General features: G+C 52.3%; 17 protein-coding genes. 6 read left to right on the forward strand and 11 right to left on the reverse strand.

Annotated elements, in window-relative coordinates:
- Positions 1–73: 73 nt before the first annotated feature.
- The 4 genes from K2I50_RS03590 to rsmH all read right to left on the reverse strand — a co-directional run bounded on the left by K2I50_RS03590 (position 74) and on the right by rsmH (position 5,030).
- On the reverse strand, positions 74–1,525 hold the full coding sequence (locus tag K2I50_RS03590; RefSeq protein ID WP_301024868.1) for a UDP-N-acetylmuramoyl-L-alanyl-D-glutamate--2,6-diaminopimelate ligase: 1,452 nt from the start codon (positions 1,523–1,525) through the stop codon (positions 74–76).
- A gap of 45 nt (positions 1,526–1,570) precedes the next feature.
- Positions 1,571–3,655, reverse strand: a complete 2,085-nt coding sequence (locus K2I50_RS03595; protein WP_301024869.1) for a PASTA domain-containing penicillin-binding protein — start codon at positions 3,653–3,655, stop codon at positions 1,571–1,573.
- 98 nt (positions 3,656–3,753) lie between these two features.
- Entirely contained in the window at positions 3,754–4,098 is a 345-nt protein-coding gene (locus tag K2I50_RS03600) for an FtsL-like putative cell division protein (RefSeq protein WP_301024870.1), read from the reverse strand.
- A 23-nt stretch (positions 4,099–4,121) separates the two neighbouring features.
- Positions 4,122–5,030, reverse strand: coding sequence for a 16S rRNA (cytosine(1402)-N(4))-methyltransferase RsmH (gene rsmH / locus K2I50_RS03605; RefSeq protein ID WP_301024871.1), 909 nt, complete (start codon positions 5,028–5,030; stop codon positions 4,122–4,124).
- A gap of 506 nt (positions 5,031–5,536) precedes the next feature.
- Between rsmH and K2I50_RS03610 the strand changes: the two genes are divergently transcribed.
- On the forward strand, positions 5,537–6,607 hold the full coding sequence (locus K2I50_RS03610; protein WP_301024872.1) for an OmpA family protein: 1,071 nt from the start codon (positions 5,537–5,539) through the stop codon (positions 6,605–6,607).
- Positions 6,608–6,713: 106 nt separating this feature from the next.
- A complete protein-coding gene (locus tag K2I50_RS03615) occupies positions 6,714–7,034 on the forward strand; it encodes a hypothetical protein (protein WP_301024873.1) in 321 nt (106 codons plus the stop codon).
- Positions 7,035–7,067: 33 nt separating this feature from the next.
- On the opposite strand, the gene K2I50_RS03620 is transcribed toward K2I50_RS03615, so the two are convergent.
- The 6 genes from K2I50_RS03620 to K2I50_RS03645 form a co-directional block, all read right to left on the reverse strand.
- The gene (locus tag K2I50_RS03620; protein ID WP_301024874.1) at positions 7,068–7,439 is read right to left on the reverse strand and encodes a lipocalin-like domain-containing protein; all 372 of its coding nucleotides are present in this window, start codon (positions 7,437–7,439) and stop codon (positions 7,068–7,070) included.
- A gap of 700 nt (positions 7,440–8,139) precedes the next feature.
- Complete coding sequence (locus tag K2I50_RS03625) at positions 8,140–11,466, reverse strand: ATP-binding protein (RefSeq protein WP_301024875.1); 3,327 nt, start codon at positions 11,464–11,466, stop codon at positions 8,140–8,142.
- A gap of 5 nt (positions 11,467–11,471) precedes the next feature.
- Positions 11,472–11,942: a preQ(1) synthase gene (queF, locus tag K2I50_RS03630; RefSeq protein WP_526022947.1), complete on the reverse strand. Its 471-nt coding sequence runs from the start codon at positions 11,940–11,942 to the stop codon at positions 11,472–11,474.
- Positions 11,943–11,961: 19 nt separating this feature from the next.
- Positions 11,962–13,602 (reverse strand): dipeptidase, encoded by a 1,641-nt coding sequence (locus tag K2I50_RS03635; RefSeq protein WP_301024876.1) that lies wholly within the window; start codon positions 13,600–13,602, stop codon positions 11,962–11,964.
- Positions 13,603–13,671: 69 nt separating this feature from the next.
- The gene (locus K2I50_RS03640) at positions 13,672–14,775 is read right to left on the reverse strand and encodes a glycosyltransferase family 4 protein (RefSeq protein ID WP_301024877.1); all 1,104 of its coding nucleotides are present in this window, start codon (positions 14,773–14,775) and stop codon (positions 13,672–13,674) included.
- A gap of 19 nt (positions 14,776–14,794) precedes the next feature.
- On the reverse strand, positions 14,795–15,868 hold the full coding sequence (locus tag K2I50_RS03645; protein WP_301024878.1) for a radical SAM protein: 1,074 nt from the start codon (positions 15,866–15,868) through the stop codon (positions 14,795–14,797).
- Positions 15,869–16,120: 252 nt separating this feature from the next.
- Here K2I50_RS03645 and K2I50_RS03650 point away from each other — a divergent pair, with 252 nt between their 5' ends.
- The 4 genes from K2I50_RS03650 to K2I50_RS03665 all read left to right on the forward strand — a co-directional run bounded on the left by K2I50_RS03650 (position 16,121) and on the right by K2I50_RS03665 (position 23,721).
- Positions 16,121–17,116, forward strand: coding sequence for a FecR family protein (locus K2I50_RS03650; RefSeq protein WP_301024879.1), 996 nt, complete (start codon positions 16,121–16,123; stop codon positions 17,114–17,116).
- Between the two features lie 82 nt (positions 17,117–17,198).
- Complete coding sequence (locus K2I50_RS03655; RefSeq protein WP_301024880.1) at positions 17,199–20,774, forward strand: SusC/RagA family TonB-linked outer membrane protein; 3,576 nt, start codon at positions 17,199–17,201, stop codon at positions 20,772–20,774.
- Positions 20,775–20,790: 16 nt separating this feature from the next.
- Complete coding sequence (locus tag K2I50_RS03660; protein ID WP_301024881.1) at positions 20,791–22,371, forward strand: SusD/RagB family nutrient-binding outer membrane lipoprotein; 1,581 nt, start codon at positions 20,791–20,793, stop codon at positions 22,369–22,371.
- A gap of 24 nt (positions 22,372–22,395) precedes the next feature.
- Complete coding sequence (locus K2I50_RS03665) at positions 22,396–23,721, forward strand: hypothetical protein (protein ID WP_301024882.1); 1,326 nt, start codon at positions 22,396–22,398, stop codon at positions 23,719–23,721.
- A 97-nt stretch (positions 23,722–23,818) separates the two neighbouring features.
- Here the strand turns inward: K2I50_RS03665 and K2I50_RS03670 are convergent, their stop codons facing one another.
- Complete coding sequence (locus tag K2I50_RS03670) at positions 23,819–24,385, reverse strand: RNA polymerase sigma factor (protein ID WP_301024883.1); 567 nt, start codon at positions 24,383–24,385, stop codon at positions 23,819–23,821.
- Positions 24,386–24,708: the final 323 nt, after the last annotated feature.

Raw genomic sequence — 24,708 nt, forward strand, 5'->3', positions numbered from 1 at the left:
CGAGATCCACACCCCTAACATCGTCGGCAGCGTCAGTTTTTTATACGAGACAGGTGGGGGAGGGATGAGGTGTTTACTGGAGGAATTCTTTTACTACCTCGCGGTCGTCGAAGTGATGTTTCACACCTTTGATTTCCTGGTAGTCCTCATGTCCCTTTCCTGCAATCAGAATTACATCGCCCGGCTGAGCTATGGCAGCGGCAGCCCGTATCGCCTCCCGTCGGTCGGCAATGCTGAGGGTCTTTTTGCGTCCCTCGATGTCGAGTCCCTGCTCCATGTCGCGGATGATGTCGGCGGGGTCCTCGTCGCGCGGGTTGTCGGATGTAAGTATAAGCCGGTCGCTGCGCAGGGCTGCCTCTTTAGCCATGATGGGGCGCTTGCCTTTGTCGCGGTTTCCTCCGGCTCCGACTACTGTGATGATTGAGCCTCGGTTGCCTATTACCTCGCGTATGGCCTGCAGCACATTGACGACGGCGTCGGGAGTATGGGCGTAGTCGACGATTGCCGTGAATCCCTTGGGTGAGTGGAATGCCTGGAATCGTCCGGCCACGGGCACGAGGCGGCTCATGCCTACGAGCACCTGCTCGACGGGCCATCCGATGAGCACTGAGGCGGCGTATACAGCCGTAAGGTTGTAGGCGTTGAAGCGTCCGGTAAAGAGTACCTCGACTTCGCGTCCGTTGAATGACATTGAGGTTCCGTCGAGACGGCTCTCGATTACGCGGCCAACGAAGTCGGCCTGTGTGCGCAGCGAGTATGTGTATTTTTTTGCGAGTGTGTTCTGTAGCATTACCGAGCCGACTTTGTCGTCGGCGTTGGTGAGGGCGAATGCTGTCGATGGCAGGTCGTCGAAGAATGATTTCTTTGCCTGCAGATATGCTTCGACGGTCTTGTGGTAGTCGAGGTGGTCGCGTGTGAGGTTGGAAAATATTCCTCCGGCAAAGTGGAGCCCGGCGATGCGGTGCTGGTGGGCGGCGTGGGAGCTTACCTCCATGGATGCGTAGAGACATCCGGTGTCGACCATGCGGCGTAGCAGGGCGTTGATTGTAAGCGGGTCGGGAGTGGTCTGGCTTGTGGGCACGGCTTCAGTGTCGATATAGTTGCATACGGTTGACAGAAGTCCGGCTTTGTAGCCCATCAGGCGGGCCATCTCGTAGATGAGAGTGGCGGTGGTGGTCTTTCCGTTGGTGCCTGTGACACCGACGAGTTTCAGCTGGCGCGAGGGATTGTCGTACCATTCAGAGGCGAGGTGTCCCAGAGCCACAGCCGAGTTGGCCACTCTTATATATGTAATCGATGTCTCGAGAAACTCCGGCAGTTCTTCGCATACGATAGCGGCTACCCCGCTATATTGGAGCAGAGGGATGAAAGTGTGTCCGTCGACCTGGGTGCCGCGGACGGCCACGAAAAGCGAGCCGGTGGTTACGCGTCGGGAGTCGCTTACGACGTCGGTTATCTGCTTGTCGTCCGAACCGATGACTTCAATCACCGGTATTGCGGAAAGGAGTTGTGAAAGGGCTTTCATATATGAAAGTTTAAAATGGTGAAATGTCGTTGTTGTCAGGTCTTTTTATTGTGCGAGGGTGAGATGCACGCTTGTCCCGTATGCCGGAATGTGTCCGGGCGACGGGGTCTGCGCTATCACGAATCCTGTGCCCGAGAAAGTCACTTCAGCCCCGGCTTTTTCAAGTCGGTTGAGAGCTTCGCGCAGCGAGCATCCGATGACCGATGGCAGTCCGTCGGAGTGCTTGTCGGAGGTGGCGAAGTGCTTTACCCGCGGTATTTCGAATGACTCACGCAGGCGTTCTATGTGAGGACGCGTGGTTGCGAAAAATGTGGGTACTCCCGGGTCGGGCCGGGCGTCGCTGTGGAAGTCGGAACTGTTGTTGAGCATTCCGCGTGAGTACATTTTCATCGCCACGTTTTTCAGTACGGTACCTGAGGTGGAGGCGGCTCCGAAGAAGTTCTGTCTCGGATGGCATGTGAGCACAATACAGGAGTACTGTGGCTTTTCAGCCGGGAAGAATCCGCAGAAGGCGAGGCGCTTCTTGGAGGTATTGTAGCCTCCGCCTTCAATCATATAGCATGTGCCGGTCTTTCCGGCAATGCGTACTTTGTCGTTGCGGAGCATCTTTCCGGTGCCGTGGTCGCCCCATACCACCTGGGTGAGCATCGTGCGCATCCGCTCGGCTGTCTGCGGGGAGCATGCGCGTCCGTTGCCCATATATGTCACGGGCAGCACGGAGTCTACGCCGTTGTTGCCTATCAGTTCCTTTACCAGTCGAGGCTTTACGTATACGCCGTCGTTGGCTATGGCATTGTATATGGAGAGGGTGTAGAGCGGCGGAATTTCTGTGGAATATCCGTAGCACATGCGCGAAAGGGCTATTCGGCCTCCGCGGTTGTTGGCGACACTGTCGATACGCGGTGGACGCTCGCCGGCGATACCGGTATTCATCGGGTCGAGAAATCCGAGCTGTTTCAGGCGCGAGTAGAAGTCGCCAGGGTTGTCGCCGTAGCGCGAGGTGATTATCTTGGCCATCCCGATGTTGGATGAACGCTCTATTACTTCACTTACCGGCATGGCGTCGCATGCGTGGCTGTCGGTGATGGGTCGTCCGCCGGCATAGGGGAATGCGCGGCCGGTCGGTATTACCTGATTTACATCGGTCACGATGCCGTCTTCGAGCGCAATTATCATGGAGAGAGTCTTTACCACCGAGCCGGGCTCGTAGCCGAGTACGGCGCGGTTCATGCCTTCGATGTATTCGGTGCCGGCACGGTTTTTCTCAAGGTTGGATATCGCCTTGATGTTGCCTGTGGATACTTCCATCAGTACGGCTACTCCCCAGTCGGCGTCGCATGCCGTAAGGACATCGTTGAGTGAATTCTCCACGATATCCTGCATGTTGATGTCGATGGTGGTCTTTATGTTGTAGCCGTTGACGGGGGGTATGTCGGTCCAGTTGACAATGTCTTTTGTCAGTGGCACTTTTTTTGCCACTCCCGGCGTGCCGTAGAGTAGCGAGTCGAGGGCTCGTTCAAGCCCCGATATGCCGTGGGTCTCTCCGGTGATGGAGTCGATGCCGACGCCTCCGATTGAGCGTCGCGCCATGGCTCCGTAGGGGTTGACGCGTCGCATTACCGGCTCGCGGGTTAGCCCGGTCTTGTTGCGGTTGGGGATGTTGAAGAACGGAAATGTGCGCAACAGCTGGTACTGGGTGTCTGATATGTTGCCGAGGAGTTTATAGGCTCTCGGGCGCTTTCTTTTCTCTTTCTCCAGAGGTTTCATGAGGCGTTTCTTCCATCCGGCCTTGTCGCGTATGGGGAAATATTTTGCCAGACTGTCGGCGAGAGAGTCGACAGCTACAAGATAGCGTCCTTCGAGGAATCGTTCGCTCCGGTAGTCGATGCGTATGTTGTAGAAGCAGAGATTTGTGGCGAGTATGCTGCCGTTGTCGGCGAGAATGTTGCCGCGGTCGGGAGGGAGGGATACCACTCTTGACAGTTCCTGCATGGCTTTCTCGTTCCATTTTGGCGCTGACAGCACGGTGTTGTCGAGCGAATGGTACACGACAGCTCCGGCAAACAGGAATATCAGACCGATGATTACGGCATATCGAAGTAATATGTGCGAGCGGTTTTCTTTTTTCATCGTGCGCTTGAATCCATGCGTTGCTATGACATGAACTGATTGTTTGGAGATTGTGGAGATGAGGCTTGCGGTGGAGGCTTATGCGGGACACTCCGGGGTCATCGCGGCTTGAGCCTGTAGGGTGGTTTGTCCTGTACCCTCAGGTTGAGGTGCATCGTGTCGACGAGCTCCTGCATCGACGACTCGCGTATGCGGCTCATGTATTCGCTGCGCTCGCGAATGCGTTCCGTCTGTACGATTTCAAGTTCATGCTCGAGTTTGCGTATCTCTTCCATGCGTGTCAGGCACTGATAGCGGTTGGTGATATACACCATAATCATTCCTACACAGAGGAGTACGTAGACCCAATGCTTTACGAAGTAGTCGATCGGGAGCAGACGTCCGTGGACTATCCTCAGTATTATGTTGTCGCTATTGCGTTTTGATGTTGTTTTCTTTGCCATTGTGGTCGGTGGAGAGGGCCGGTTTATATCTTTTCGGCGATGCGGAGCTTAGCGCTGCGCGAGCGAGGATTGGCTTCGACTTCGGCATCGTCGGGTACTATGGGTTTGGAGGTGAGGAGGCGGAGAGGCGACAGGTTGCGTCCGTAGAAATCCTGCCGGAGTTGTCCGTCGAGGTTGCCCGTGCGCATGAAGTTTTTTACCAGGCGGTCTTCAAGCGAGTGGTAGGTGATTACTGCGAGCCGTCCGCCGGGTTTGAGCACTTCGAGCGACTGGCGCAGGAATGCCTGGAGGGCTTCCATCTCGCCGTTTACCTCTATGCGCAGTGCCTGGAACACCTGGGCGAGCTCTTTCTTTTCGCGACGCTTGTCGATGAATGGACGTGACAGGTCGATAAGGCGCTCTACGGTGTCGACAGGAGAGTTGTCGCGCTCTTTCACGATAGCGCGAGCGAGGCGCTTTCCCTGACGGAGCTCTCCGTAGAGGGTGAACATACGCGCAAGGTCATCCTCTGAGGCGTTGGCCATGAACCATGCTGCGGAATGTTCGGCGCGACGGTTCATGCGCATGTCGAGCGGTCCGTCAAACCGGAATGAGAATCCGCGTTCGGGGTCATCGAAATGGTGGAACGATACTCCGAGGTCGGCAAGAATTCCGTCGACCTGTGGCGCGTCGTAGAAGCGCAGGAAATTGCGCAGAAACCTGAAGTTTCCGTAGACGAATGTGAACCTCGAATCGTCGATGGCGTTGGCCATCGCGTCGGCGTCCTGGTCGAAACTGAGCAGACGCCCTCCGCAACCAAGCCGGCTCATAATCGCACGCGAATGTCCGCCGCCGCCGAAGGTGACGTCGACATAGGTGCCATCAGGCTTTATATCAAGGCCTTTGATGGTCGCATCAAGCAGTGCGGGTATGTGGTAAGGCTGCTCAGTCATAGCTCAACATTTTAAGGGTGTAAAGTTACAGAAATTCCATATATTTCCCCAAAAATTTGCAACTACAAATTCCAAAAAACTTATCGACATATGTAGACAAGCTCTGAATGTTCCGAGTCTTTGGCAGGAGGATGCCGGAATGGCTTCTATGACTCAGTGATGTTACAGCACTTCTTGGGCGGCCGGATGGTTGAATAGACCGGATGATTGCGGGGCTGAGTGTTTGCATTTGTAAACACTTTTTGAGTTAATATTATTAAGCAGGCTCTTGGGTTTTGTGGAAGGGCAGGATTGTGATGCGAGGTGATAAACAGGAGTGATAGAATAGCTGTTGTTTGGGGTATTGTTGTTATAAACAAGCTGTAAGTCTATTCGCGGATTACTTATTAAATAAGCTATAAATTAACATACTGTATATAAACTTTTTGTTGCACAAATCATTTCATAAATATAGCCTACTCTTCAATAAAATTTTCTCAAAGTTTCTAACCCCAAAAAAGAGAATCATGGCAAGCAAAATCAGAGTCTACGGACAGGCTCAAAACCGAACAGCACTGGGTATTATTCATGCATACATGAAGCTGTATCCCGAGGCAACCATTGACGATCTGCGCAATGCCTTTCCCGACGCACTGTCGCCTGACAAAGGTGTGGCCGAAATTTTCATCGATGCCGACACCCCGGATGCCGACGAACACTATTTTACATCGGCCGATGAGGTAATCGAGACTGCCGATGGCAAGAGGGTCGCCATGGCAAAACTTTGGACAAAGCCCTCGTATGACAATCTGGTGCGCCGTGCTGCGGATTTCGACATCGAAGTTGCTGAATTCGAGCATCAGCAACAGGTCGGCAAGAAAGGGTCTTACTATATAGAATATGTCAATGGCTTCGTCCCGGGCGGAGAGATAGAGACAGTACAGCAATATGAAGAGAGCAAGATGAAACGTGGCTGTCTGGGATGGCTGTGGGTGCTGCTCGGTATTCTTATCATATTTCTCATAGCGATGTTTATCGGCAAGTGCTGCAGCAAGGATGACACTGTGGTTCCGGCAGGGGAAATCACCGAAACTACCATTGTTGTCGATGAAGCCGCCGGAGTTGCCGGTCAGACTGCCGCTACTGCTGCCGATGGCGTGACTTCCGCTGCCGGTACCGCTGTCGATGACGCCGCGGGTGCCGCTACAGCCAAGGCTACAGGCAACACCGGCAAGTGCACTACCGCATCGGCCGAAGCTGTTGCTCAGATAGAGAAGTATCAGAAACAGTTTGATGCAATTGAGTATCCTGTAGGTGAATATCAGCTGAAGCCCGAGGCCAAGGCAATTCTCGACAATGTGGCCGGGATAATGAAGGAAAATCCCGGAATGAAGATGACTGTCAACGGATATGCTTCGCGTGAGGGTAATCCACAGGCCAACCAGGTGCTTTCCGATAAGCGTGCCGCCACTGTCGTCGACTATCTTGTAAGCAAGGGTGTGGCTCCCGACTGTCTGAAAGCCAGCGGTCTTAACACTTCCGATCCTATATCAAAGGAATTGTCGCCCAACCGTCGTATCGACTTCGTGGTTGAGTAGCTTATGGCAAATTCCGAATATCCATACAGAGGACGGCGGCTGAATAATCGGCCGCCGTCTACGTTGTTATATATATCAGGTGTGTAAAAAATGACACTACAGGACAATGAGGATTATCTATAACAGACTGATTCCTATCGGCAAACGGTATTATGCCATAAATCTCTTCGGAGTTTTGTTTGCCAAGGGGCCGTGTAGCCGCACAATCATTACCCATGAGAAAATACATACCGAGCAGATGAAAGAGCTCGGATATCTGTTTTTCTATCTGGCGTATGTGGTGGAATGGCTGATACGGGTAATACAGTACAGGGGTTTACACAAAGGATACCTCAATATATCGTTTGAGAAAGAGGCATATTGCAATCAGTCGGATTCGGGATATCCTGCCCGACGTCGGCATTACAGTTTTGTCAGCTATTATTAAACAAGCTCTTAAACAGTTTCTTGGCTTGACGGCCTATTGGCATTTTTCTCTTGTATATTCGAGGGCCATCGCGTCCATTCGCAGTACCAAGGTATCTGCCGACAGTCTGACAATGACAAGGGTGTCGGAGAAATCGATTGTCTGGCCGTTGCCTATGCTTTTGCCTCCGAGTATGAGGCGGTTGCCTTCGATGGTCCATGTGTCGTAGGCGAGTGTGGCCATATTTATTGATGAGGCTTTTCCATCAGGCTCGAGTGCAATTCCCTGGCATGCATCAGGCTGTCCCGGCACAGGCTGGACCCATCTTCCTTCGATATCGGTGTTCTTGCCTACGCACAGTGTCAGCGTAGCAGTGGCCACGGCACATATGGCAGCAGCACAAATGGCTCTTGTTATTAATTTCATATTGTCGGGGTGTTGAGGATGTAGACGATTGTTAATTGTATTAGCCTACCTGCCGGAGGCTGGCGCTGTATGCCAAAGATACACAATAATCGGGAAATATTAACAAAAGCTATGTGAAACTTTTTGTAAATGTCATAAAAAGTGGCTCCCGGAGCTAACTTTTTCATCAGGGTCTTCGTTATGCATATACTTCCGGCAAGAGCGGGTGGGGCATGAAAGGATGCATGCGAAGTTTCCCGACGGAACTACAAGAGTCCATACACACACAGATGTAATGGCTCTCAGAATAGAAATCCCAAATCGGTCGTATCCGCTCTTACCTTTTCCGGAAGCCGCATGCGGAAAGCCGCGGCAATATCTGAATCACCGCATGCCACAGCTAATAGAAAGGAGGCATAAGATATAGAAATACAGCCACGACATATGGAAGGGACAGAGTCGGCCTGCACACGGATTATACGCCGGTCACTCTGTTGAGAATCGAGAAAAGATAACGGATTGCACTAATCCTGAATTGAGTGCGGATCCAGCAGCATTGGATGCCTAATACAAATCTCTACAACCATCATATCCATCTGCTGTCAATATATATCCGGGAGTCTGCGGATACGCTGATAAAAATCAGTTATCCGCAGACTCCTTGTCGATACATGCATGGCTTGTAGTCATAGTGCGTTCTCACGGCAAGATATTGCCGGACTTATCGGGTGGTTTTCAGCGATTTTATCTCCTTTGGAGTGAGCGGTTCGCCCTTCCCGTTTATGCCTCGCACGTATACCGTGCCATCGGTCATGGGTATTATGGACGGAGCAGGGCGCACGTCGATGCGGCATACCCACTGTCCGTCGATAAAGTCAAACTCCGGTTTAACATAATCGGGATAAAGCACGATGCCCTCCGGGGCGGCTCCGAAGTGCCGGCGCATGCCATTGTCAAGCATGAGCCTGAACTTGTCTTTCACATCCTGGATATCGTAATCGTCGATTCCACCGTTGAGGTATACGAAGTCGGAATGAAGCCCCACGGGCTGACCGTTGTTGTTTACGCCGATAAACAGGGTTCCTCCCTTCTGATTGAGCATGGCGTCGATACCTTTCATGATGTCGGCTACCTGTAGACGCGGGTCGGCTGTCATGTGTCTGTCGCGCTCAGGAGGATATATGAGTGATGTCTTGAATTCGTGGTAAAGGTCCTCTTCCTGGGCCACACGGGTGTGGAGGGTATCGGGCATTGGGAGGTCGAGCAGACGGTAAATCTCCCGCTTGAGAGTCTGTCGGGCCTCGTATACCTCTATGCCGCGCAGGAAATTGTAGGACATCACCAGTCGGGCCAACGCTCCGATGGTGGTATTGTCGCCGCTTGAGGCGGCGTCAACGAGTGCGCCCGATTCCTGCCACGGAGTGTCGAGGCGCGACAGCACCCTCAGTATCATAAGTCTGCGCCGTGTGTCGGGATCGCTCTGGGCGAGCATTGACGCACGACGGTCAAGTGTGTCAAAGGTCTCCCTGTCAATCCATCCTACGGCGGCAAACGACCAAAGTGCTTCGACCAGCGACATCTTTACCGAGTATACCTCACGGAGGAATGTATCGTCAAGTATCGCCGACAACAGCCGTGCGAGCGCAAGATGATTGTATGTGGGCACATAATCGGTATGGCGCATTAAGGCCACGCTGTCGACGAGTCTTATCAGCTCTCTTACCTCGTCGGTCTGAAGATATATCTCAGGCTCGGTGGGCGCCGCTACCATCTCGTCGGTGTCGGCTCCCGGTGCCGGCGAATACAATGCGCCGTCGGCATATCGCTTCAGCAGATAATAGAATGCGTTGCGCTTGAAGCGGAACAGATTGTCATCCTTGTCCTCGGTGTCGATAAACCGGCCGTTGATAAACAGTTTGTTGTCAGGACGCGAGTTGATATATTCAATCCTGGTGTATACTACTTCATTGGCCATAAGCTCTTCACGCGGAGCCTTGAAAACGACGGGAAATCCGGAGTCGGTCACTCCGAACCATTGGTTGGTAGCGCTCCGGTAGTCGTAGAGATAGGTGCGGCACTCCTCTTTGGAGTCGCGTGCCTCAAAGGCCATGCGTATGGTAAGCTCGCGTATGCCCTTGCGCATCGAAAAACGCATCATCCCTGTAGCATAATCCACCTCCTCGACAGTGGCTTTAAGGAGAAACGGGCGCCCGCTGTCAAAATCGATAAAATCCTCGGCTTTTGCCGCAAGCGGATATATCACGATGTCAAATGTATTGATAGTACCCTGTCCGGTATATCCTGGTTGCTCGACACAGCACAGGAAATTATGGGGATTGTCGGGCATCGTGCCGGCGATTCTTACAAGTACCGTCTGGCCTACTTCGGGGAGCACGGTCTTTGGCGTTGTCTCGCCTTTTTGCGCATTGGCTTTGCGGGGTGTGAGGAGTGCGTCCTGCACGTTGTCCCATATCGAATGCAGTCGGCTCAGGTCTGCAATATCATTACCGATTTTTTCGGGAAGTCTCTCGTTGAGCAGCACCTGCACTTTTCTGGGGGCGAACATGTCGGCCGGCAGTACGTTGCGTAGACCTGCATTGTCGGAATGGGCGATTGTGATGATGCCGTCGCGCAGTCGTATTATAGCGCTGCTGCTCTCATACACGCCCTGAACGGGCATGCCGCGGTGCTGCACGGGGCGCAGCAGGCGTGTGGAGCACAGGAGCGACACATCGTCAAGATCGTTCCATCCAAACTCGATGGCGTCTTCATTCTCGCCGAGCAGTGTGCAGAATGCTTTGTCGATAAGTTCGGAGCTGCGCTTGTCGATAAGCATCGAGGCGTAGCGGTAGAGCATGGCGCGGTACAGATTCCACGATGAGAAATCGCGTCCGGAGGTGAGCAGCAGCTGCAATGCCAGGGCAACAATCATCTCGCGCACCGAAGCCTTGTCTACGGCGTCGACAATCTTGCTTTCATTGTTGATGAAGATATCGAGCATCTCGATAAAAGCCTTGCTGTAGAGCTTGGCGAATCGTGGCTGTGCATGCCTGTCGCGTATTATGTCGAAGATGTCGGCCACATATCGGCGCAGATACTCCGTGCGCAGAGTGAACAGGGACATGAGCACACGCATGCGGCGCTCGGGCTGATAGAGATAGCCCGACAGCTTTAGCGTGTCGATGGCGTCGTCGATAAATGCTTGCTCGCGTCCGTCGAGCAGCAGCCATATGGCCTCACGGTAGTCGCCGGCATGGGTTATGATGCGTGCCAGGCGCGCCTGTATCCCTTCATGCGAGGAGGTGGGAAAGGCACCGAGCACACTGCCGCGTTCAAGTACACCGGTGGCTATGGCGATATAGCGTTCGAGCCAGCGCAGTTTGCGTTGCATATATATGTCAGGGCGACATGCGCTCTTGGGATTAAGCCATTGTGCGAAGTTTCGCTCCACGCCCTCAAGGGCCGCGATTACCCATCGCGGGTCGGAGTTCTCGCAAAGCGAAAGTGCCTCGCCGAGCTCTCTGTGGGAGTGCATGAACGCGATAATCCACTCTCCGGTCATCGTACCTTCCGGGTCGAGCATTGCTATCTGTCCGGGGGTTACAGCCACAGTCGCCGCACGCTCTTTCTCATAGTCAACGAGAGAGAGCTGGAGAGTGCCGTCGGATATGCCGTTGACCCTGCATACAATACGCTTGAACCGTTGCAGGCGTCGGCGCCCGAAATCGGTAAGCGGAAATGTAAAGCCGTTGAGGTCGTCGCGCACCTTGTAGGCGCCGCTTTGCAGACCCGACAACACGCAGAATGCATAGTCCTCGCCTACGGTATAGAACTGGGGCAGAATCGTGTCGAGATCCTGCTCCATCTTTCCGTCGGCACGGAGCACGCATGTGATACTTTCCGGAAGGCTGTCGCGCTGGAAATTATAGGCCGGTACGCGGTATGTACGGCCGAATGCGCTGATATTGAAAAAGAGCTTTCCCGACTCACGGTTGATTTCTATCTCTCGGGCCGGGAAAGTATATTTTTTGTCTCTGTCAGGAATCATATCTGTCAGGATTCGGGAAATGAGGCAAGCATACGCGAGCGGGCCATGTCGCGGTGCTCATCGTCGGCATAGTTGGCAAAGGGGTGTATGGCGATGCCTCCGCGTGGGGTGAATATCCCCTTTACCTCCAGATAGCGGGGGTCCATAAGGGCCACGAGGTCTTTCATGATGATGTTCACGCAGTCTTCGTGGAAGTCGCCGTGATTGCGGAAACTGAACAGATATAGCTTCAGGCTCTTGCTCTCTACCATCCGTTCGCGCGGTATATAGCTTATGACTATTTTGGCAAAATCGGGCTGCCCCGTCTTCGGGCAGAGGGAGGTGAATTCGGGACAGTGGAATGTGACGAGGTATTCGTTGTCGGGGTGCTTGTTGGGGAATGTCTCAAGCACTTGCGGGGCATATTTATCGGGATAGTTTGTGGCTGTGTTGCCGAGCAGACTCAGTCCCGGCATCTCGTTGTCCTGACGTGACATATTATATTCGGTTAGATTATTAGGGGTTGACTACTTTGAGGCGGTCACCGGCGTCTTTTGCCACCGCGCGGTAATACTCTTCGCTGTATCCGCCGAATACAGGCGATGCGCACTGTCCCTCAGGGGTGCGGGTAAAGCGTCCTGGGGCTGTCTCTTTCTTTATATTGCCGTCAAGGTATTTGACAAAGAGGTAGTCGCCAAGTTCTTTGAAACGCTTGGTCGAGCGTTCGGCCCATGTGCAGGAGAATTCGGTAAGCAGACGTTCCTGGTCGGACGGAGCGAGATGCATGGCGCGTGACTCGATGTCGGCTGCCGCGTGGGCGATATTGTCCTCAAGCTCGTTTTGCACGCGGCGTATGTCGGGTATCATCTGGCTGTAGCGGTTGTAGGCCTGATTGGCCACATAGTTGTGTACCCAGAATGCGGCGTCCCAGCTGAGTGTAAGCATGTCGCCGTTGCCCGGAGCATAGCAGCGCGGCACACGCTGAATCGAACAGTACATGGGCACATACACACAAGTGTTGGTGTCGTCGACACCGAACCACAGCACTCCTTTCATGGCTTTGGGCATATCCTTGCGCAATTGTGCCACGAAGCTGAATCCGGTCTGCTGGGTGGCTATGGCGCGTTCGTTGGTGTATTCCACACTGTCGACGGTAAATGTCATCGGACGCCAGCGGTAGGGGACCTTAAAGGGGCCGGCTCCGACATCCTGTGTCATGTCGAAGGGTGTGTCCTCGAAGTGGTCGCGCATGGCCCATTGCATATCTCGCACCGATATCGGGCGTGCGGGCTTTACCCACAGGGGCATCGGCTCTCCCTTGGCCTCGTTGATCCAGGGGAGCCAGCGGTCGATATCCTCGTCGGAGTGTTTCTTGAAGAATGACCATACACGTGCATCACATCCGCGCAGAGCGCCGAAATCGGTGATTGCATAGGCTTTCGAAAAGTCAAAATCCTTATCCTTGCCTGAGAAGTAGCCCTGTGAGCGTGCGAAGTCAATGACATCGGGCGAGTACAGTGTCTCAGGGTCGTTGAGGGGGAAAGTATGGATACGGGCATGGTTGGCATGTCCGGAAATCATACCGTCGGGTATACGGCGCGCCACCCATACGGCACCTTTGCTTTTACCGCCCTTGCCAATCATCTCCATAATCCAGGCCTCGTTGCCGTCGGCTATGGAGAATGATTCGCCCTCGCTTGCGTAACCGTATTCGGCCACAAGGTCGGTCATCGTCTTTATGGCTTCACGGGCAGTCTTGGCGCGCTCGAGAGTGATGTATATTAGTGAGCCGTAGTCGATTATTCCGGTAGTGTCGACAAGTTCCTCGCGACCTCCCCATGTGCTCTCGCTGATGGCGAGGCCGTGCTCGTTGATGTTGCCTACGGTGGCGTAGGTGTGTGACGGCTGTGGTATGCTTCCGAGCAGGCGGCCGGTGTCCCAGTCGCGTACTTCGCGCATCGCTCCGGGAGCATGGTCGGCGGCCGGGGTGGAGTAAAGTTCGCCGTAGAGGGTATGGGAGTCGGCGGCATATGTTATCATGGCGCTTCCGTCGGCGGTAGCGCCGGGGGCTGCGATAAGGCTTGTGCAGGCCGATGCAGTGAAATGCCCTGCCGCGCATATGGCGGCGATGGCTGCGGATATGGTCTTTAAATTCATAGATAAAAAGTATTTGTCGCCTATGATAAAGGCGACTACAAATTTACACAAAAAGAGGGATTCAGGCAACTATATGGCGCTTCCCGGCACACCATATACGGCTGCTACCTGCATGGCGATGTTGTCCCAGTCATATTTTCCGAGGCTGTAGTCGACACGTTGCGGTCCGTTGTCGATTTTAGAGCGTATACGCGATGCGAGGGTATCGATGTCGCCGGTCGGGAAGTAGTCTCCGTCGGGGAGTCCGACTTCAAGATTGGCGGGGATGTCGCTTACCACCACAGGGAGGCGGTAGGACATAGCCTCAAGCAATGCGATAGGGAGCCCTTCGTGGGAGGATGGCAGCGAGAAGCAGGCTGCATTGGAGAGAAGCGCGTGCAGCCGCCGTCCGCGAATGAATCCGGTAAGCACCACATTGTTGTCGCGGGCTTTCTGTTTGAGCGCGCGCGAATAGTCGTCCTCGAAGTCGGCATCGCCGGCAAGCACGAGTCGATAGCCCTCATCGGCAAGACCGGAACGGTTGAACGCATCTATGAGATGGTGCAGATTTTTTTCGGGCACGAAACGGCTCATGCCCAGCACATAGCGGCCCGGGGAGATTCCCAGTTGCGAGAAGTATTCGTTGTCGGAACATATCTCAGGCTCGGGGACACCGTTGTATATAAGATGTACACGGCGTGTGCGGCCATAGCGGGAGGCGATGTTGCGTCGGATGGCATCGCTTATTACAATTACGTCGTCGGAGAAGCGACTGCCCCAGTTTTCGCCTAACTTGATAATCATGCGTGCTATGCGCCCCCATTTGGCGCGGTCATAGTCAGGTCCGTGGTTGGTCATGACTACCCGCAGTCCGAGCAACTTTGCCAATGGTACGGCCAGCGACGGCCCCACGGCATGTATGTGCACCAGGTCGGCTTTTGCGCGGCGTGCTGCAATCACGGCCCTCACCGTATGTATTATCGCTTCAAAAGCCTTTTTGCGGGGGGTGGCGATGTCTATCAGGTTTACCCCCTGCCATCGGGTGCGGGAGTCGCCTGCCACATACGAGTCGCGGCGCACGACAGTGATATCGTAGCCCATCGCGGCAAGGCGCGGATAGAGATGCTCGCAGTGTGTCTCCACTCCGCCCATCACACCTGGTATGCCTCGCGTGCCGGTTACGAATACTTTCATGGTGATAATGCTCTTATGGTCAGAATTTTTCGCGGAGGTCGCCCTGCGATGGATTCTGCCCGACATTGTGCCAGGTCTTGTCGAGGCAGGGTTTCAGCCCGCGCATGGAGCGGAGTTTATTGGTGACGGCCCATCGCATCGGATACTTCATGTATTTATGCATCACAGGCGAGGCTGTACCTACCATCCAGCAGTTTTTCGGGCAACGGGCCACACAGTCGCGCACCTCGGCAGCCTGCGGCGAGCGCCATAGTTCCATGAAGTCGGGTGTAGTATGTATGTTGCCCATCGACTTCTTCCAGTATTTCGGTTCAAGACCGTTGCATGGGTATACCTCGCCCCACGGGTCGATGAAGAAATTGGCCGATCCGGCCTCGCAAGGGAGCATGCGTCGTCCGCCCTCGATGTAGTTGATGAGGCCCATGTTGAACCATGCGCGAAACCACGATTTGGGATGCTTCTCCTGAAGCTGCCATTCAATCAGCTGCTCGAAATTGCGGCATACCTCCTCTTTGTTGGTAATCACATTGTCATCCTTATGGAAATAGTATGAATTATGGAATGCGGCTGTGGCAAACTCCATGCCGAGCGAGCGGCTGAGCTGATACAGTGAGAGCATGTCGGCCGAGTTGTTGTTGCTGACCGTGCAGCCGAAACCGATATCCTTAAGGCCCATCTGCTTAAGAGCAAGGAGTGTGCGGAGTCCCTTGTCAAATCCGCCTGCATGGCCGCGCAGCTCGTCGTTCTTGCCGCTGAGCCCCTCTATCGATATGCGGATGCCTATGTCGGGAAAACGGCGTGCAAGCGCTATCACACGGTCCTCAAACCATCCGCTCGTCGATATTACAATCCTCCGGGTATGGCGGTAGCACTCCTCGACAATTTCTGCAAGGTCTTCGCGTATGAATGGCTCTCCGCCGGTGAGATTGATAAATTTCAGTTGGGGCAGGCAGCGCAGATCGGCAGCGGTTATCTCCTCGCGTCTGTCGGTAGGATTCTGCCATATGTTGCACATTTTGCATCGCATGGGGCAGCGGTAAGTGAGGATTATGCTGGCGTCAGTCGGCACCGGTACCGTATGTTTATTTTCCATATAGGATATTGGTGATAAGTTTATTGCGGAGAGAGTGGGCCCACTGTACAGAGCCATGCCGGCAATGGGTCGGGTGGATGGTATAGTATTAACACCGGGTCATGCTTTTTTATTGTGCGGTCAATGCAATTATTGCACATACCATATGTTAAGATATTTTTTTCAAAAAAATGTTACCTGGTGTTAGCATATGCAATAACTTGTGCGTCTTGGATAAACAAAACTGAATTAACCGAAAAATCATAACACCAGATGTCACATACCCCGAATGATTACGACCTTATAGTAGGCTACCTTGGAGCAGCTCATAATATCCCTGACAACGAGCGGGAGAAAATCGAGTCATGGATACTTGACCACAGCGACGAACGCCGACTGTCGGAGAGTATCGCGCGTATATGGGCCTCAGACGAAAACAAGTCGGGGAGCGTAAACATTAAGGGTCTTATCAGATTGCTGCACTCGGTCGATGCCCAGGCGCCTGCGAGGGACCGACGCTATCGTCACAGCGATGTAATATGGCGTGTGGCAGCCGTTGCCGCAGTAGTGGTAGCTGTGATATTCGGTGCATTACATATGCTTGACCGCACGGAGCGCGAACCCGACATGACGCTTATCACCGCAGCGGGCAGTGTGGGTGAATTTATATTGCCTGACGGCAGTCATGTATGGCTCAATGGGGGCTCGACCCTTGCATACAACCGTAATTTCTCGGCCGGGGGATTCAGGAAAGTCAGAATAGAGGGAGAAGCCTACTTTGATGTAGCACATGACAGTGACTGTCCGTTTATCGTTGACATGGACGCCATGCAGATACAGGTGACAGGTACAGAATTTGACGTAAGAAATTATGCAGCGTGCCGCACCCATGACATCGTGTTGCGAGAGGGTGGCATAAAGGTCAAGGGGCCATGGGGTGACAAGGATGTGACGATGGTGCCGGGCGAGATTCTTGTGCTGAACCGCGACACAGGAAAGATGATGCTTTCACATACTGATGCCGACAATTATTGCCGTTGGTTTGAGCGGTTATCTACATTTGATAATGAGCCGCTTTCCGACATTCTCATAAATATAAGCCGTCGTTATGGTGTAGACCTTAAAATCGAGAGTGATGTAGACACATCATTCTGTCTGTCGATAACGATGGGCGGGGAGGCGCTTGAGAGCATAATGGGCGTCGTGGCCTATCTGTCGCCGATTGCATATGAAATCAGCGGCAACACCCTGCATATAAGTCCTGAATAATTTGATATCCAGTCTGCGCAACTGCATATAATCACCAATCTATTAATTTTTCACTAAATCTATCATGCCATCACACTTCACAATGAAAGGTATTTCAATACGGATGCTTTGGGTGATGCTTCTATGTTCAATTGCCACGTTAAGTCTGCCGGCACAGCCGGCCGGCATAAGTGTCAGTGTAAAAGATGTCACAGTCAAGGAGCTGCTGAAGCAGATTGAGGCTCAGAGCGGTTATACATTCGCATATGCCAATTCCCAGATTCCGGTCAACAGACTTGTATCGGTAAATGCTGTAGACAAATCGGTCGAGGCCATTATTGCCGAGGTAATGCCCGAGGTCACAGTCAAGACCGAGGGCAAGAAAATACTGCTTTCGCCGATAAAGAAAGATAGCGGCAATAAGAAAAAAAACGCGCAGCAGACCGTTACCGGCACTGTCTTTGATGAAAACGGAGAGCCCGTAATTGGCGCGACAGTCATGCAGCGCAACACATCGAATGCAGTCACTACCGATATCGACGGGCACTTTATAATCAATGTCGGCGGTAGCGAGCCTACGCTCAGAGTCAGTTATATAGGCTATACACCTTGCGAGGTAAAGGCTACTACAGGGAAGCCGATGAAAATCAGGCTGAAAGGTACGGGTATCAATCTTGATGAGGTGGTAGTGACTGCGCTCGGCATAACTCGTGAACAGAAGTCGCTCGGATATGCCGTGTCAAAGGTGGGTTCCGAGGAACTCAACAATAGTGTAAGCGGCAACTGGCTCAATAATCTCAACGGCAAAGTCGCAGGACTCAGTACGATAGGAGGTGCCTCAGGCCCTACAGGCTCGATGCGTGTAGTGTTGCGTGGCGACCAGTCGCTCAACTACGGCTCTAATGAGGCCCTTTTTGTAGTCGACGGTGTGCCAATCTCGTCGGGCGACGTCGGTACCGGAAGCGGGGGTATGAGCAACACCGATGCGACTGTCGACTTCGGCAACGGCGCTTCAGAGATAAATCCGGAGGATGTTGAATCGGTGTCTGTGCTGAAGGGGCCGGCCGCTACCGCTCTATATGGGTCGCGCGCAGCCAACGGAGCCATAGTGATAACCACAAAAAGTGGCCGCGACACAAAAGGTGTCGGTGTTACCGTCAACTCATCGGTGACATTTGAAAAGGCAATGAGATTTCCGAAGTTTCAGAAAGTGTACGGTCCCGGTAATGACAACGGATACAAGCCATTTGCGGCATGGAATTTCAGCAAGACTGAAGCTCCCGAAGGCTTCGAGAGCGGACGCAACGCTTCACGCTATTCCTATGGCGAGGCTTTCAGCCACGACAAGCTGCGCAACCAATATAACTCGTACAATTGGGCCACAGGGGAGTATACGTTGACTCCATTTGAATATGCCGATGACTGGTACTCCGGTATATATGAGACCGGCGCGACTTACAAAAACAACGTCACTCTCACCTCAAACAATGGAAAAGGAACGTCGGCACGTGTGTCGATTACCGATACGCGCAACTCATGGATTATGCCAAATACGGGCTATCAGAACCAGACGGTATCGGCATCATTTTCAACCAAGATGGGCAAATGGGTAAAGTTCAATGCAAAAGTCAACTATCTTCATAAGACCAGTGACAATACTCCTGTCACGGGCTACTCCACATCGTCGCCTACATATTATATCGTATGGGGGCTTACTTCCAACTCAATGAAGCTGTACAAGGACGAATATTTCAGCGGCCGCGTCAACTCGGCCAATTACAATGGCGGATGCAAGGATGGCCTGGGCATGGTTAACTCGCTGGGTAATTCACAGCCCGGTAATCCATACCATCAGCTTTACGAGGCGACCAACTCCATCAACAAAAGCCGCGTGTATGGCACCATGTGCCTTACTGTATCATTTCCGGTAAAAGGCCTTACACTTGACCTGCGCGGAGGCACCGACATCTCCGCCGACTTCCGCCAGCAGCAGAAACCATTCTATACCCCGGGGTATAAATCCGGATTCTATCGCGAGCAGAACAACCGCGACGAGGAGACAAATATAGATTTTCTTCTCAGATATGTCAACAACCGTATGGTTGGCAAGCGCCTGGCATTCAACGCTGCATTCGGTGGCAACAACATGAGTCGCAGCGTATACCGCTCGCAGATTACTCTCGACAAACTTGGAGAGCCCGGAGTCTACAATGCAAGCAATACTCCTACCGGCGAGACATCGCGCCCCTACCAGTGGCGCAGCAGGAAGGTAGTAAACAGTTTTTATGGCTTTATCTCCGCGTCGTGGGACGACACTTACTTCCTTGACCTGACGGCCCGCAACGACTGGTCATCGACTCTCGGCAGGGACAACTGGTCGTTTTTCTACCCGAGTGTCAGTGCCAGTGTATTGCTCGACAAGACTCTCAATCTCGAGGAAGTGGCTCCACAGGTCAATATGCTCAAACTGCGTGCATCATGGGCTAACGTCGGGAATGATACTTCTCCATACGCTCTGACCGATGCTTACACGGCTTCAAGCACATATCCCGGAGGCTATACCTATCCCACCAACTGCTCAAATTACTACATCAAACCGGAGAATGTAGAGAGCTGGGAGGCCGGTATAGAAACAATGTTTTTCATGAACCGCTTCGGTTTCGATGTTGCCTTCTATAATTCTTCTACAACCAACCAGATTGTCAATGCTGTGACCGACCTGATGACGGGAGCGTCAAGCAAGAAAATCAATGCAGGAGAGATACGCAACCGCGGTATTGAAATCGCACTGCATGCAGTGCCGGTACGCAGCCGCGATTTTACCTGGAGTATTGATATCAACTGGAGCCGCAACTGGAACAAACTCGTAAGTCTTGAAGATGGCTGGGACATACGCACACCGTATGAACAGACAAAGAATCTTATCGGCAACTATGGCAGAATCCTGTCGTACATCGGGGAGGAGATGAACATAATATATGGACGCGGCTACGAACGAGCCCCTGAAGGCGCCACATATGTCGATGCTGACGGCAACACCGTGAGCTGCGCAGGGATGAAGATTATCACCGAGAGTACCGGCTATCCGGTAATGACCACCGACAACATACGCCTGGGAAAAGTCAATCCGACATGGCGCGGAGGACTTGGCACCACATTGCGCTACCGCGACTTCACCCTCGGGCTTAACTTCACAGCCCAGATGGGCGGACATGCCTATTCATTTACTAATGCTATCCTTGCCTACCAGGGCAAACTTGAGAATTCTCTTCCGGGACGTAATGACGGTCTCGTGGTCGAGGGTGTCAATGTAAGTACCGATGCGGAAGGAAACACGGTATACAAGCTCAACCGTACTCCTACCGAACAGATTAACAAGTACTATACTACATATTTTGCCCGCGACAATGCCGAAGAGAATGTATTCAAGACCGACTTTCTCAAGTTGAAGGAGATGCGGCTTGATTATAACATACCGCGCAAGGTATGTCGCAAACTGAAAGTACTGCAGGGTGCATCGATAGGTGCCTATGCCACCAATGTGTTTTGCATCAGTGATTTCCCTCAGTTTGATCCGGAAGCGGGAAATATAGTCGGAACCAATATCTACAGTGGTATCGAAATAGGTGCTATGCCTATGACCCGTACCTACGGATTCAACCTCAAACTATCATTCTAATCACGTTTAACCTATCATGAAGATACAATCAGGAATATTATGTTGTGGGATAGCGATGCTGGCCGTATCGCTCACAGGATGTACCCACGACTTTGAGGAGATAAATACCGATCCCAACAAAATGCAGGTAGGAGATCTCCAGCCTTACGGCATGTTTGAGCCGCTACTGTATGGAATGGCCAACCAGCAGACCTACTATGCCTATTACTGGACCGACGAGCTTGCCCAGTTTACAGTATCATCTCTGACTGCCCAGGAGCGCCATCGCTATAAGATTACAGATACACAATGGGGGTCACTGTGGAATAACTACGCCGGCAAAGGATTGAATGCCACACATATGCATGAACTCGGAGTGAAATTCGACGACAAGGCCTGCCAGGCTGTGGCTCTCACTCTTAAGGTATACGCACTCAGCAATCTTACCGACCTGTTCGGCGATATACCATACCGCGAGGCATACCGCCAGCGAGAGGGTATCGACCGTCCGCGTTTCGATACACAAAAGGAGGTGTATGAGCAGATGTTTGCCGAGCTCGAAACGGCTAATGAGCTGTATGCCGGGAAACCTACATTTGAACGTGCTTCCCTCGACATAATGTACGGAGGCGACATGAAATTGTGGCGCAAATTCAACAACTCGCTGTATCTGCGTCTGCTGTGTCGTGTAAGCGGGCGTCCGGAGATGAACGCAGGAGAAAAAATTGCCGCTATTCTCAAGGATTCTTCAAAGTATCCGCTGATTTCATCCAACACTGAAAATGCCACAATCCACAACACCGGAGTAGACCCGTATTATGGACGGTTTCGCCCTGCCGACATGACTAAGATGAACTTTACGAGCAGTGCATACAAGATTGCAAAGCAATTCATCTCTATGACTACGATAGCCGACGGGGCCAATTCCGAACAGGATCCGCGCCTTACTACATGGGCCGAACGCGACGGTGACGATTGGAAGGGCGCTACTGCCGGCTGTGAACTCGCCGACCAGCAGGTAGATGTAAAGGACTGCGCATTGCTCAACTATAAAGTTCTTGTGCGCGACGATGCCCCCAATTTCCTGATGGACTACAGCGAGATTCGGTTTATTATGGCCGAGGCGGCTCTGAAAGGATGGATTGACGGAGGCGAACCACAGGCACGTGTGTACTATGAGTCGGCCGTAAAGGCTTCATGTCAGAAATGGGCCGAACTTGAGCGATATTCCGATGTCAAGACCCCGATTGATGACAATGCCATAGCAAAACTGCTATCCGGTCGACTGGCCGGCTGGGACAATCATGTTGATAAAGAGCGCCTGATTGCCGAGCAGAAGTATCTGTCGCTGTTTTGGGTAGGTCTGGAAGCATACCATGAGTTGCGACGTACGTCGTGGCCGGAACTTACAATCGGTAGAGGCGCTCTCTACAACGACTGGCATCTGCCGCAGCGCATGGGCTATCCCTCTGAATCGGTTGGTTCTAATCCCGACAATGTAAACGCCGCGCTCAGCAACATGGGAGGCGCAAACAATATGCTCACTCCGGTGTGGTGGAGCTACAAGGCTATCAACGGTACTTTCAGGGAGATACGCCCTGACGGCAACAATCATTAAACGAGATATAAACATGTACATATCATGAATACGAAATTTGTTCTACTACATATATCTTTTGCTGCGATTGCAGGCGGCATCTTCATGACATCGTGTGACAACGACGATGACACAATACCCGCCGACAGCCTTTATTACGATATCGAGTTGTCGTCGGACTATCTCATCCCGTCCAAAGGTATAGATCCTGCATCTTATGGAAATGGTAAGAAGGTAATAATACGTGCCAACGGGCATTGGACAATCGAGCCTGTAGGCGACGATACGGGATGGATGAAGATATACCCTATGGAAGGGGATGATGACGGATGGCTGCGCCTGTATGCCGATGAAAACCTCCGGGCCTCGGAGCGTACAGCCGAGTACCGCATCAGTATCAACGGCATTCCGCAGGAAGAGACGGTGACGATTACACAGGCTCCGGCTCAGCCGTTTCTCAATATCAGCACAGCTGCACTGACATTCAAGCGCATAGGCGGTGTGCTGTCTGTGGCAATCGATACCAATGTTGACTGGGAGTACAGTATCGAAGGCTCTGATGCCTCACGGTTTGTGGCGGAATCAGACGACATGTCGTCATTGACAGTAAAGGCTTCGAGTGTGAATGAGACCGGAGCCGACATATCGGCCACACTTACAGTGCGTGGTACGGGGGCCAACAGTTCTGTGAGCCGCACGATATCACTCACACAGTTGTATGCAACATTTTTCGATGATTTCAGCTGGCTGAAAAGCGAAGCCGGAGTGCTTGGCTGGAAGATAGCTTCCGGAAAAAAGGAGGTGCGCATAGACCAGTGGACCGCCGAAGAGAAGGAACATGGCTGGACATCGCTGTCTACATGGCTATACTCGCGTACCGGATTCATCAAGTTTGGCAAGGGTGGCTACGGAGGTGATGTCGCAGCGCCATGTATATCGGAAATCAGTGGTACTGCCGATGTGACAGTATCCTGGAACGCACTCGGATATGTTACGGCCAAAAACGTACACGATGATATCGACTATTATTTTGTAGGCATACTCGGCCCCGGCAATATAACCGGCACCAGTCCGAACGGAACTGCGGGCACATCATTTGCCTATAAGGACGGGGATGGAGAGACTGTTATGCTCAATGCCGCACAGTTTGAACTTGGAAGTGATGCGTGGTTTGATCCCGTAAATGATCCGACGGGTACTGAGGTGTGGACATCTGACGCATCGCTGTTTTCGGTCAATGTCGAAGGATTCACCTCTGCATCGAGGGTAGTATTCGTAATCGGCACGGGGTCGGTCGACAACGCATATCAAAACAGTAATTCCAAAAACTCACGTCTGTTTATCGACAATTTCAAAGTTGTAGAAAACTGATTCAAGTATTTATATACGTAAAATTTTTTACGACTTATTTACCTTAATAACAGAGGCCCGACTCACAGCCGGGCCTCTGTTATTAATCATACCGATGTCACACAAACAGCACCATTACATCCATAAGTTTGCGCAACTCGTTCAATGCCTTGCCTATGTGATACTGTACCGTACGCGGGCTTATATCAAGTTCTTTGGCAATCTCGGCATAAGTCTTTTCATCGTAGCGGCTCATCATGAAGATGCGTTTGCGCAGTTCCGGCATGCGCTCGATGGCAAGGTCAATCATCTCGACCAACTCTGAAGTCGTCACCTTAACCGAACTGTCGGGGGCATACTGAGTTTCTTGTTCTGTCTGCTGCCGTGCATAGCTTCGCTCTACTTTTCGGTGACGAAACAATGTGAGAATCTCGTTTTTGGTCATTCTGAACAGATACGCTTTAAGCGAGCATATTTCGGTCAGCAATTCACGCCGTTCCCAAAGGCGGAAGAATACATTCTGAGTGATATCTTCGGCTTCTTTTTCATTTCCGGAGAAATGCAATGCAAGGTCGTAGACTCTTGGGGAATAGCGTATATATAGAAGACCGAGCGCACCGGAATCGCCCATATGCACTCGCTCAAGCAATTGGCCGTCGGATGATTCTTTTGAATTTTCCTGCATTTCTTTATGCCGTTTCTTATTAGAGCCGGTTAGATAGTAAATGTTAATTACAGGGCAGCCGGTTGTCGAGTGATTTTATTCTTGGCGAGAGGGAGTTATGGGTTTCATAACGACCGGGCGACAAGGATAAAAGCGCCGTCAATCGGCCGGGGCCATGATGACTTTTATTATCTGTGCGGCTTTTTGTTATACATGTTGTTAAATTCTTTCAGTCTTCAGGAGCCGTTTTGGCTGCTTGTTTAATAATAAGAGCTTGTTTAATAATAAATGTTACCGTCAGGGCGGTCAATCGTCGAGCATATTTTCGCTTGTGATGAGGGAGT

It is taken from the genome of Muribaculum sp. (assembly GCF_029051885.1).
GTDB lineage: Bacteria > Bacteroidota > Bacteroidia > Bacteroidales > Muribaculaceae > Muribaculum.

Coding starts and splice junctions, on each gene's coding strand:
- K2I50_RS03640 (WP_301024877.1), bottom strand. CDS start 14,775: ATGAAAGTATTCGTAACCGGCACGCGAGGCATACCAGGTGTGATGGGC.
- K2I50_RS03635 (WP_301024876.1), bottom strand. CDS start 13,602: ATGAATTTAAAGACCATATCCGCAGCCATCGCCGCCATATGCGCGGCA.
- K2I50_RS03620 (WP_301024874.1), bottom strand. CDS start 7,439: ATGAAATTAATAACAAGAGCCATTTGTGCTGCTGCCATATGTGCCGTG.
- K2I50_RS03650 (WP_301024879.1), top strand. CDS start 16,121: ATGTCACATACCCCGAATGATTACGACCTTATAGTAGGCTACCTTGGA.
- K2I50_RS03665 (WP_301024882.1), top strand. CDS start 22,396: ATGAATACGAAATTTGTTCTACTACATATATCTTTTGCTGCGATTGCA.
- rsmH (WP_301024871.1), bottom strand. CDS start 5,030: ATGACTGAGCAGCCTTACCACATACCCGCACTGCTTGATGCGACCATC.
- K2I50_RS03600 (WP_301024870.1), bottom strand. CDS start 4,098: ATGGCAAAGAAAACAACATCAAAACGCAATAGCGACAACATAATACTG.
- K2I50_RS03655 (WP_301024880.1), top strand. CDS start 17,199: ATGAAAGGTATTTCAATACGGATGCTTTGGGTGATGCTTCTATGTTCA.
- K2I50_RS03625 (WP_301024875.1), bottom strand. CDS start 11,466: ATGATTCCTGACAGAGACAAAAAATATACTTTCCCGGCCCGAGAGATA.
- K2I50_RS03645 (WP_301024878.1), bottom strand. CDS start 15,868: ATGGAAAATAAACATACGGTACCGGTGCCGACTGACGCCAGCATAATC.
- K2I50_RS03590 (WP_301024868.1), bottom strand. CDS start 1,525: ATGAAAGCCCTTTCACAACTCCTTTCCGCAATACCGGTGATTGAAGTC.
- K2I50_RS03660 (WP_301024881.1), top strand. CDS start 20,791: ATGAAGATACAATCAGGAATATTATGTTGTGGGATAGCGATGCTGGCC.
- K2I50_RS03595 (WP_301024869.1), bottom strand. CDS start 3,655: ATGAAAAAAGAAAACCGCTCGCACATATTACTTCGATATGCCGTAATC.
- queF (WP_526022947.1), bottom strand. CDS start 11,942: ATGTCACGTCAGGACAACGAGATGCCGGGACTGAGTCTGCTCGGCAAC.
- K2I50_RS03670 (WP_301024883.1), bottom strand. CDS start 24,385: ATGCAGGAAAATTCAAAAGAATCATCCGACGGCCAATTGCTTGAGCGA.
- K2I50_RS03615 (WP_301024873.1), top strand. CDS start 6,714: ATGAGGATTATCTATAACAGACTGATTCCTATCGGCAAACGGTATTAT.
- K2I50_RS03610 (WP_301024872.1), top strand. CDS start 5,537: ATGGCAAGCAAAATCAGAGTCTACGGACAGGCTCAAAACCGAACAGCA.